At 41.9% G+C, this 11,480-nt stretch carries 10 protein-coding genes; all 10 read right to left on the bottom strand.

Going from position 1 to position 11,480, the window contains the following annotated elements; all coding sequences use genetic code 11:
- Nucleotides 1-26: 26 nt before the first annotated feature.
- Nucleotides 27-962: an NAD-dependent epimerase/dehydratase family protein gene (locus EDM21_RS03985; RefSeq protein ID WP_157333110.1), complete on the bottom strand. Its 936-nt coding sequence runs from the start codon at nt 960-962 to the stop codon at nt 27-29.
- Nucleotides 959-2,089, bottom strand: a complete 1,131-nt coding sequence (locus EDM21_RS03980) for a glycosyltransferase family 4 protein (RefSeq protein ID WP_157333108.1) — start codon at nt 2,087-2,089, stop codon at nt 959-961. Before EDM21_RS03980 ends, EDM21_RS03985 begins: the two co-directional genes overlap by 4 nt.
- Before the next feature lie 3 nt (nt 2,090-2,092).
- The gene (locus EDM21_RS03975; protein ID WP_157333106.1) at nt 2,093-3,118 is read right to left on the bottom strand and encodes an NAD-dependent epimerase; all 1,026 of its coding nucleotides are present in this window, start codon (nt 3,116-3,118) and stop codon (nt 2,093-2,095) included.
- Nucleotides 3,119-3,130: 12 nt separating this feature from the next.
- Nucleotides 3,131-3,937, bottom strand: coding sequence for a glycosyltransferase family 2 protein (locus tag EDM21_RS03970; RefSeq protein ID WP_157333105.1), 807 nt, complete (start codon nt 3,935-3,937; stop codon nt 3,131-3,133).
- Nucleotides 3,938-3,974: 37 nt separating this feature from the next.
- Nucleotides 3,975-5,102, bottom strand: coding sequence for a glycosyltransferase (locus tag EDM21_RS03965; RefSeq protein WP_157333103.1), 1,128 nt, complete (start codon nt 5,100-5,102; stop codon nt 3,975-3,977).
- Between the two features lie 21 nt (nt 5,103-5,123).
- Nucleotides 5,124-6,503, bottom strand: coding sequence for an O-antigen polysaccharide polymerase Wzy (gene wzy / locus EDM21_RS03960; RefSeq protein WP_157333101.1), 1,380 nt, complete (start codon nt 6,501-6,503; stop codon nt 5,124-5,126).
- Between the two features lie 18 nt (nt 6,504-6,521).
- On the bottom strand, nt 6,522-7,811 hold the full coding sequence (locus EDM21_RS03955) for a lipopolysaccharide biosynthesis protein (protein WP_157333099.1): 1,290 nt from the start codon (nt 7,809-7,811) through the stop codon (nt 6,522-6,524).
- A gap of 13 nt (nt 7,812-7,824) precedes the next feature.
- On the bottom strand, nt 7,825-9,687 hold the full coding sequence (locus tag EDM21_RS03950; RefSeq protein ID WP_157333097.1) for a polysaccharide biosynthesis protein: 1,863 nt from the start codon (nt 9,685-9,687) through the stop codon (nt 7,825-7,827).
- Between the two features lie 295 nt (nt 9,688-9,982).
- Nucleotides 9,983-10,672, bottom strand: a complete 690-nt coding sequence (locus EDM21_RS03945) for a CpsD/CapB family tyrosine-protein kinase (protein ID WP_157333095.1) — start codon at nt 10,670-10,672, stop codon at nt 9,983-9,985.
- Nucleotides 10,653-11,414 (bottom strand): YveK family protein, encoded by a 762-nt coding sequence (locus EDM21_RS03940; RefSeq protein ID WP_157333093.1) that lies wholly within the window; start codon nt 11,412-11,414, stop codon nt 10,653-10,655. The genes EDM21_RS03945 and EDM21_RS03940 overlap by 20 nt, the downstream gene beginning before the upstream one ends.
- Nucleotides 11,415-11,480 lie beyond the last annotated feature (66 nt).

Here is an 11,480-nt window from a genome sequence, read left to right as displayed (position 1 = left end):
TCCCTCCAATTCCTATCTCTAACTGATTACAGCAGTACCTTCGTCTTGTGAATGGATTGGTAATACTCGACTGTCTTGTTAAGACCCTCAAGAAGACTAATCTGCGGTTTCCATCCCAGAACCCGCGCAGCTTTGGCATTATCCAGATAACTGTGCAGAATATCGCCGTCTCTCGCTTGTGCAAGCTGAGGACGCAAATCCGTCTTATAGATATCTGCGATTATGCTGTACAAATCAGAAACAGAGGTGGGTGAATTCGTGCTGATATTAACAACTTCGCGACTTCCCTCATACATGGCTGCTATATTGGCTCTTGCAACGTCTCCTACATAAATAAAATCCCGGGTCTGCAGGCCGTCCCCAAAAATGATCGGGCTCTCTCCGGCAAGAAGTTTGTCTACGAATATGGAGACTACACCGCCCTCACCCTTAGGGATCTGCCTCGCCCCGTATACATTCGCGTAGCGCAGAATAGTGTAATCGAGGCCCGTTAAATCCGCATACATGCGGATATATTTCTCAGGCGTATATTTGGAAATGCCGTAGGAGGACAAAGGCTGGATGGGATGCTGTTCGTCAATCGCCAAGTAGTTCGGATTGCCATACACAGCAGCAGAAGAAGAGTATATAAACTTGCGGGTTTGATGAGTTTTGCAAAGTTCCAATAGATGGATTGTACCTAGAATGTTAATCGCCGCATCATACTGGGGATCATGCAGCGATTTCTGAACATCAATCTGAGCGGCAAGATGAATGACGACCTCAGGAGACTCCGATGCGAATATCGCCCCCATATCATCGGATTCAATGGATACGTGATAGAACTTCGCTTCGGGGTTTAAATATGCTTCATTACCTGTGCTCAGGTTATCCGTTATAACAACCTGATGGTTTTCTTGAATCAGTTGATCCACCACATGAGAACCGATAAAACCTGCTCCGCCCGTAACCAATACCTTCATATCCCCAACTCCTTATATACCAGTTCCATATTTGTAATGATTCTTGGAAGTGCGAACTCTGTTAGAACACGCTCGCGCGCATTTTGGCCGAACAATCGTCTGCGTTCCTCGTTCACCAAGAGCTCCTTCATTTTTTGAGCCAACAGTTCCGGACTTTTGACAGGCACCAAATACCCCGTTTCTCCATCGCGGATAAGATCCCGGTTTCCCCGGATCTCGGTGGCAATGACAGGAATCTCCATCGCCATCATCTCCATGATGGATCGGGGCAAACCTTCCCTTAAAGAAACCAAAAGACCGATATCCGAGATGCTCAGTACCTCTGCTATATCGCTTCGGTATCCTAAACACTGGATTCGGTCTTCTAAATTTTTGGATCTGATGATCTCTTGAATTTCTTCCAAACTGCTTCCGTTCCCCACGAGAAGCACGATAAAGTCTTCTACACCGCTCTTCTTCAAACAATCGACAGCCTCTACGACATCAATCTGCCTCTTGTTGCCGTTAAATTCAGCAATATGGGTGACGACCTTGGTTCGAGGGGCTATACCCAGTTCATGCTTAAACGCGGCTCTAGATCCTTCATCCACTGCCGGTTTATACAGCTCCGTGTCAATACCGACACCCTTAATATAAGAAATTTTGTGGGCAGGGACAATTTGCGAAGCCGCATTCTTATCGTCCGTATTAATAACAATCAGCTTATCCGTTCGGTACCCGGCTAGTTTCTCCGCCCATTTAAAAAGGAAGTTTCCAAGGAAACTTCCATTCTCGTTAAAGTGAAATCCATGAGCCGTATACAGCACTTGAGATCTTGTGAAAATGCTCGCCAGCCTTGTGACAAAAGAAGCTATAGGCGTGTGCACATGAATAAGATCATATTTATTCGTAAGCAGCAGCTTCCTGATCGCCAGGAATGCTTTTAAGTTATCGGGGCTCTTAATGCTTCTATGAAAAGAAATAGCGTGTAACGGAACATCAGGAAGCTGCCGCTCAAGCCAATTCCTGTCCAGCACACCCGTCGCGATCTCCACATGATAGCCCCTCTCCAGAAAATACCGGATATGCGGCAGGAGGAAGGCCCGCACAGTTGTATCAACAGTCGTAACGAATAATACGGTTCTCATGCTTCACCGACCATCATTAGTTTTGGTGGAAACTGCAGATTCGTTTATTTGGTAGTAATCCAAATACCAGCTCACGAAATTCCGGAGGCCCTGCTCCAGGGACGTCGATGGCGAGAAGCCGGTATCCTTCTTTAATTCCTCAATGTCTGCAAACGTTTCTTTAACGTCGCCCGGCTGCATCGGGAGCAGCTCCATAACCGCTTTTCTATCCAGGTGCTGTTCTAGAATGCGGACAAACTTCATTAATTCAACAGGTTGATTGTTGCCGATATTATAGATTTTATAAGGAGCTGTTGAACTGCTCAGCTCACTTTCCGGTCTATTGGCAGGCGGGCAGTCAATCAGTCTGACTATGCCTTCGACGATATCGTCGATATAAGTAAAATCGCGCCGCATTTCACCGTGATTGAAGATCTGAATAGGCTTTCCTGCAAGAATTTTTCCCGTAAAAGAAAAATAAGCCATGTCCGGACGTCCCCAAGGACCATAAACCGTAAAAAACCGGAGGCCTGTAGTCGGAAGCCCGAACAGATGGCTGTATGTATGTGCCATAAGCTCGTTGGATTTCTTGGTTGCGGCATACAAGCTTACAGGATGATCCACACTGTCCGTGACGGCGAAAGGAATCTTCTTGTTGGCCCCGTATACAGAGCTTGAGGACGCATAGATCAGATGATCTACTTTATAGTGCCGGCAAGCTTCGAGAATATTTGTGAAGCCGGTAATATTGGAGGAGATATAGGCCGAGGGATTTTCCAGACTGTATCTTACCCCCGCTTGTGCAGCCAGGTTAATCACGATTCTGGGATTATATCGTTCGAAGACAGCGTTTAATTCTGCCCCATTCTCAAGACCAAGTTCATGGAATTTAAAATTTTCACTTTGCAGCCATTTCAGCCGATCCCTTTTTAACTGAACGTCATAATATTCGTTTAAATTATCCACGCCTATTACGTCATATCCGTCCTGCGTAAGGCGTCTGGAAAGGTGCGCTCCAATAAAGCCCGCTGCCCCTGTTATTAGAATCATGTTAACCTCCTGTTACGAATGGCTTTTACTAAAAGATTTTTTAAATTGTATATGGCGGTAAATATCTTTTGGCAACACCCCAACTAAAATAGGTTTAATCGCGTATACTAAACCTGTAAATTTCTTATTTAATTTCCGACATCCCTTCCAAATAATTTGAGCTTCAGACCAACGGTACCTGAACTTTTTTTTAGAATAGGAACTTCTTGTAATCCTATATAGTAATAATTCTTCCTCCAGATTATAAAAATTAACACCGCGCGAAATAAAATGGAACCATAACGCATAATCCTGACATCTTCTCAAAGATGAATCATAGCTTCCGATCTGATTAAATAATTCTTTTCTAATAAAAACAGAAGGATGGATAACAGGATTGCCTTTACAAATATTATTTGAGTTTGGTATACGTGGAGTAATAATGCTCCCCTTCAATACCCCGTCTTCATCAATTATCTTCGCAAATGAGCCTAGAACGCCAATCTCTTTATGAGTCTCCATAAAGTCAAATTGTTTAGATAATCGATCCGGCAGCATAATGTCGTCACTATCGTGTCTAGCAATATAAGTCCCGTTAGCATTTTTTATGCCCATATTCAAAGCGTTAGCTAACCCTTGATTCACTGGGAGGTTGATTACTTTTATACGCGGTTCTATGGCACTATAATGTTCGATTATTTCACTAGACCTGTCTTTAGAAGCATCATTAATAATGATGCATTCCCAATTAGTGAAGGTCTGATTCAATATAGAATTTATACTCTCTTCTAAATAATTCTCATCATTATACACACTCATAATAATGCTAATGTCTATCAAATGGTCCACTACCTTCAACTGTTTTTATAAGCATGAATTAAGCACTATCCGCCTTCATTACTTCTGCAATAAGCTGAGAATATTGGTTGGTTGCTTTAATTAAAGAGAAGGGGCTGTTTTCTATAAGTAGACACTTGTTTTTTTTCCACTCATTCTCTAGAAGTATTTCTTTTGTTTGTTCTACGATTCCCCTTAAATCGCCTCTGCTTACGATCCGCCCATACAGACCATTTCCCAACACTTCTTCCGTCCCGGTATGAGTATTCGTGGCTACAATTTTTATGCCACAGGCGACCGCTTCAATCAACGCGGTGGGTAACCCTTCATAATCTGAAGTTTGAATAAATACAGACCCTAAGTTCAAGTATGGGAGCGGGTTTTCTACAAATCCCAGGAGATCAATAGTTCCATTTAGATTCAACAAATCTCTTTGATTCTCGAGTTCTTTCCTTAGTGGACCTTCTCCTAAAATAATCCCCCTTACAGGAATCATCGAATTATTCAATTCTTTTATAGCTTCTACAAATAAATCAAATCTTTTTTCCGGTACAAGCCGCCCTAAACCAATAAGTACCGGAATTTCTTCCTGAAACCAGGGATGAGTACATGGGGCCTTTACCCGTGCTGCAAAATCATTTCCGATGACGGGATTATAAATAACTCTGATTTTTTTCTTAGCCACCTTTAGAATTTGTTCGATTTCTATCCCCAAACCTTCTGATACGCCCACGATTATATTACTTTTGCTGTATGCCCACTTCCTAATCGTATTTGCCCCAAAAAATCTTTTACGATTAATCGTACTGTGTTCACATAGAATCGTTTTAAATTTCAATTTACCTATTTTTTTTGCCAGTATCGTAAGCACGTTTATTTCCCACAAATGTGAGATTACTACGTCCGGTTGGATCTCTTTTAATTCCTTTACTATATGCTTCAATGAACTTCGTAATCGCTCGGATTTCAATTCGGTGATTGTTACATGCGAAGGAATAAGATCGACATACGGCCCTTCATACCGATTAACTAGCAGATGTAAATCATAAACTTTTGGATTCAGAGCAGAAAGTAACAAGGAAACGACTTTTTCTGCCCCTCCTCCGGCTAATGAAGTGATAAAAAAAAGAACCCTAATTTTTTTAGGGTTGCTGCTCTTTTCGTTCAACGAAATCACGCCTTTGGTTCTTTATTTTATAAGATTAACTTCGTATGGATAGGAAGCTTTCCTTTTAGACAGGATGACTGAAATGACAATGATACCTCCCAAGGTGAGAGACATTATCAAGAAGCTGCTAAAAAAAGATTGAAACGAACTTCTTTGGAATGAGAGCACAAGCCCGATCAGAATATACTTCAATAGACCTTTATTGTTAAATCTACTGATTAAGTAGCCAATCAACATGTACACCAAGATGATACCCGCATATTTTCCATTCATCCATGCTTGTGCTATGGGAGAAAAACCTACTCCCCCGCCGCTTTTATAGGTATAGGGAAGATACTGTGAAACATACCATTCCGACAAGTTCATCGGTTTACTATGTCCAGTAATCGCCATATACATATTGGACGGTAACATATACATCATAGCCGTAATATATGAAGCGTCGGCACCATTCCAGCTATCATTGGAAATGATTTTAGTTGAAATCTGAAAGGACGCTCCAGTTTCTCCTGATGAGAATGCCCAGTCTTCTTTCGGCAAATTGAATAAGTCCGATTGAGTAATGATACTATCCCTTACATTTGTAAATATTGGAGATAACATAATTAAATACAACAACATGATCAGGATACTTTTCTTCGCATTGATTGTAATAAGTTTCCTATGGATTAAGATTGATAATACCGGAAGAGCTACAATTATTATGTATGCCCGACTTCCCATACCGAAAAATAAAAAGGAACATACAAGCATCAAACCGATCAGTAAATACCTAACCTGCTTTACATTATTTACAGATACGGCAAGTGTTAAAAATCCAGCGCCAATGAGTTCTTTAAAAGGAAGAGTTGAACCTCCAAGATTACGCTGAGCATAAAAATAATCCATCCTGTTGGCAACACCTAATACATTGAATCCGCCTAATCGGTACAGATCATACAGCATCGCTACAAGCCCTAAGGAAAGTATTGTAATACCCGCAAAACTCAAACTGTTGTAAGGTAAACTTTTAACTACACGTTTATTTTTTGGAACGCTATTCTTTAAAAAGGCCTGACTCAAACTTATACCGATAATTAGAGAAATACTTGCCAGAACATAAACTACCATTGATTTATAGACCTGCTCGTAGGAATAATCATTCAGCAATCCCAACGTATAATCTAGTGGATAGGCCACACCATATAACGTAAAGAAAATCATAAAAAGAACAACCAGGTCACTATATATGGAGACGGGTTTTCTCTTAGTCATATAGATTATTAAAAAAATTGAATTTATAGCCAAAAAGATGACACACATAAAACCTATGGTTAACACATACTCAGATACTTTCCATGTAACAATTTGGAGTATAAGCAGCACAAAAGAGAATAAGATTACATTTTTTAAGATACGCACAGCTTAATTCCTCCATAATTAATCTTTACTAGCTGCTACCCCTGCAACTTTTGAACTTCCAGCTTTGTAGAAATGGAAATAGAATATAAACAAACTCCCTATTAACTGAGCTATATTACCAACGATCAGCGAATAGGCAGCTCCTTCTAAACCAAGACTTGGAATCAGGAGATAACACGCGAGTAACAGAGATATATTAATAAATATAAATAAATATACTTGTGTCCCAAATATTCTAGCGGAAGTAAGTCCATATCCGACAAGAGATCCGAGATATCCGATACCAGCACCTATAGTGATTAAAGTAAAAATGTAAGAGTAATCGCTATAGGAAGGACCATATAGAATTGAAAGAATCGGTTGACCTAGGAACATTACAATACTTATTGCACTTAAAGCCAAAATAATAAAAAGCATACCTATTTTCATTAATAACGTGTAAAAACTGTTCAACTTACCACTGGAATAATACTTAGCTAATCGGGGACTAGCACTTTGCCCGAGTGCCGATATAACAGTTGTACCTGCAACCATCACGTATGCTAATGCAGAAAAGTATCCGAGTTGTTCCGTTCCCTCGTAACCGGAAATGAAATATCTGGGGATGTTGGTATTTAACGATATTAATAACATTACAAATCCCATCGGCAAACTTATACGTAAAAGTGGCAGCAGTGATTTTAAAGAAAGTGTTGGTGTTAAAACGGAAAAAATTCTGCTCTTCGGGATATCGTAAACAATTAATATCAACAGCCACGATCCCATGTAAGTCAATAAACTAATCGTTAAATCCCCTGTAACATACAACATACCGCTCGTAACCAATAAAGATGCTATGCCTCTTACAATTAAGGATATAGATATAAAGTCCATTTTCTCGTTATTTTGTAATAAACCGTAGATGATATCGCTCATTGATTCAGCAGCTTTTGAAAAAGCTATCAGAAGAATAATAATTTGGGTCTGCGTATCATAACCGCTGATTATTATAAATCCTCCTAATACAGTCAGGGCAAGAAGTGTAGTACATATTCGCAGTCCTATATAATGACTAAAAGGCATATTTTTATTCGCATCTGTCGCTAATACGGCTCTTAGCTGAAGATTCAAAAACATAAATACTGGAGCAGTGATGGCGAGTGCCAGAGCAAACTGCCCTACCATCCTCGCATCCCCTAATTTTGCCAAGGCCATCAAGATTCCCCACTGACAAAGTGCATAAATAATATTCCCCAGTAAGGTCCATGAGAAATTCTTACTTAAAGATAAACTCCTTTTAGAAACATTGTTCTCTACTGTGCTTGACATAAAATTTTTCTCCTTAAACTAACGACAACTCTTTTTCTTCAGTCTCCGTTATTTTAAACTGCTCACTATTGAAGGTAGGTACGATATTCTGGAGTACTTCGCATATTACTCGCGGTTCCTCTTTCATAACCTTATCCAACTTTTTGATTTCAAATTCCAAGTAACTTCTTTGAAGACTTGTCGGCTTCCCGATAAAAATCCGATTGTGTTTGGTGGAGCTGATGCCTTCTTCGCTGGTAAGCAGCTCCTCGAACAACTTCTCTCCCGGCCTTACCCCTGAGTATTCTATCTGTATATCCACTCCGGGCTCAAATCCCGACAAGCGGATCAAGTCCCTAGCCAGATCACTGATCTTCACAGGGGCACCCATATCCAGAATAAAGACCTCTCCGCCCTTGGCGATCGCACCGGCCTGAATCACTAACTGTACAGCTTCTGGAATCGTCATGAAATAACGGATCATATCCGGATGCGTAACGGTAACAGGCCCCCCGCTTCGAATCTGCTGCTTGAATCTGGGTATGACACTTCCTCTGCTTCCCAGCACGTTTCCAAAACGAACAGCCGCAAATACGGTAGTGCTGGTGGCATTTAAACTCTGGACCAGCATTTCGGCGATCCGTTTGGTCGTTCCCATTACACTCGTGGGATTCACCGCTTTATCCGTAGAAATAAGAACAAAACGTTCAGCGGAATACCGGTCGGCGCATTCAGCTACATTCTTCGTCCCAAAAACATTATTCTTGATAGCCTCCGACGGATTCCTTTCCATTAATGGGACATGTTTATGAGCTGCTGCATGAAAAATAACTTGTGGCTGGTACCGCTGAAAAATATGATCAATACGCTCACGATCTTGGACATCCGCTATTAGAGTCTCCAGCTGCAGCTCGGGAAACTTCGATCTTAGTTCCATTTCAATGTTATAAATACTGTTCTCTCCATGACCCAACAGCAGCAGCTTATTCGGGTGGAAGGGCGCAATCTGGCGGCAGAGTTCCGAACCGATTGAACCACCTGCGCCAGTAACCAGCACCGTTTTGTTCTCGACATAATTCGCTATCCCCTGCAAATCTGTTTTAACAGGCTCTCTGCCAAGTAAATCCTCCACTTCAACATCCCTAATTTCTTTGATACTCACCTTACCGCTAATGAGGTCGTTCAGAATGGGGATTATTTTCAGTTTGGCTTTGGTCGCTTTACAAATCTCGATAATTTCAGATAATTCTCTCTTTGAAGCGGATGGAATTGCAATGATAATGTCGTTGATTTCATGCTTTTCCACAACCTGAGCAATGGAATTCCGGTCACCCAGCACAGGAATTCCATAAATCTGAAACGTCTGTTTTCTTGGATCATCATCAATGAATGCAACAGGAGTTATGATTGCCGCCTGGTTCTGAATTAACTCTTTGGCAATAATACTTCCACAATCCCCGGCTCCAATGATTAACGCCTTATGTTGATGATTTTTTTTCCTCTGATAGGAATCCGTAAAAATACGCCAGGCAAATCTCACTCCTCCCGTTAAGAACAAGCTGGATTGCACAGCTCCTACAAAGACGGATAAAGGGATCGCCAGGCCGGATACCATATAAACAACCATGTAAGTAACGGTTCCCCCTACCAGAGAAGCTCTAATGAGAGAATATAACTCACCTACGCTTGCATACTGCCAAATACGGCTATACAACTTAAAAAAGTGAAAGCTTCCCGCCGTAATCAGCAAAGCGGTTATTATGTAGATTCCTGCCTGGGTTCTGTAAACTTCCGGTACATCACCTTCAAAACGTATGAAATAGGAACCGATAATACTCAAAGCAACAATCAACATGTCTACTGCTACCAGTGTCAATTTACGTCTTCTAAAAATCATGGGCTCCCTCCACTTTCTCCAGCAAACTATTAGGAACACAACCTGCGTTCTTCATTTGCTTTCCTCCATTACTGGTTTATCTACTAAAAAAGCGAGTTATGTCGTTTTACAGGGCAAAACAACATAACTCACCTTTCTATAAAAATAGGATCAGGGGCATTCAACCCCCCCTCACATCATACCCTCGACGATTAACGTCTAAGGCGCTTGCAGCGCCCACAGCATGACCGAGTGCCTACACGTGATAAAGGTGCAGTAGGCATGACCTTGTTCAAATAAAACGGAGGGTTAAGCCTTACGCTTTCTCACCGTAATAATAGTAATAAGATGATTCTTTCTTGGAGATCGCTTTATTGTTTAGAACCACCCCGAGAACACGCGCATTAACGTAATTGAGCTGACTAAGTGCCTTCTGGGCACGGTCTCGTTTTACTTTGCCGTGATTGATGACAAGAACGACACCGTCGGTTTTGGCTGCAATAATCTGAGAGTCCGTTACGGCAAGTAAAGGAGGGGAGTCGACAATGACAATGTCATACCAACTGCGGACTTCTTCCAGGAAAGTCTCCATTCGGTTAGATCCCAGCAGCTCCGCCGGATTAGGCGGAATCGGGCCCGAAGTCAGCAAGGTCAGATTAGGAATCTCCGTTTCGATCAGTGCCTGATCGCCTTCCTGGCGGCTGACCAGAATATGGGTAAGTCCGGTACGATTGGATACATTGAAGGTTTTATGAAGGGTCGGTTTTCTAAGATCCGCATCAATCAGAAGGACTTTCTTATTCTCCTGTGCATACGCGATAGCAAGGTTTGCTGCGGTCGTAGACTTGCCTTCCTCCGGTTGAGCAGAGGTTATCAGGATACACTTGATTTCATGATCTACAGAAGAGAACTGGATGTTAGTCCTGAGGGTGCGATAAGCCTCTGCAATGTGCGATTTAGGATTAGAATGCGTAATTAACCGTTGGTTAGTTGTTAACGCCGGCATAGACCGAATCACCTGCAACTTTCTGTTCCGGTTTGGATGGGGGAGCATCGTGCTTCAAATCGTTAGACTTGATCCGTGTAATGACCGACAAGATAGGGAGCCCCAGATACTGCTCGATTTCCTTTTCGGACTTGATCGTATCGTCCAGATATTCCATTAAGAATGCCAGACCAATACCGGCGATAAGTGATAAAATCAAAGCAAGAATGATGTTCATCTTTGCATTTGGCGATACCGGAAACGGTACTTCCTCTTGTTTAGCCTGGTTGAGAAGGGTCACGTTATCCACCTGCATAATTTTTGGAATGTCGGTTTTGAACACATTCGAAATGGCATTCACCAGTTTTACCGCCGTCTCATGGTTGTAATCAGTCACTGTAATCGTGAGCACCTGTGTCTCGTTAACCGTGCTGACTTTGACCATCGATATGATCTGATCTGCCGTCAGGTCAAGCTCCGGCAGCTCAGCCGCAACTTTGTCCATAATGGCCGGAGTCCGGATGATTTCCTTGTACGTGTTGACCAGCATAATACTCGCGCTGACTTCGCCATAATCGATCCTGGCGATACCGCCCGCCTGATAGGATGAATTGACTACGAGCTTCGTACTCGCTGAATACTGCGGCTTTATGAAGTAATAGCTGACCAGACCCGTAACCAGACAAGTAAGAACAACAAGGGTCGCAATCAGCCAGATTCGTTTACGCACAATGTGGAAGTACTCTTTCAAATCAAGTTCCATTAACACTTGACCTCCGGTGTAGATAGAATGGGTTTCTTTTTATAACGTTTCGTATCACACAGACGA

Source organism: Paenibacillus lutrae (assembly GCF_009757775.1).
Lineage (GTDB): Bacteria > Bacillota > Bacilli > Paenibacillales > NBRC-103111 > Paenibacillus_F > Paenibacillus_F lutrae.
The sequence above is the reverse complement of the archived record's forward strand: the minus strand, read 5'-3'. Positions and strand labels throughout refer to the sequence as shown.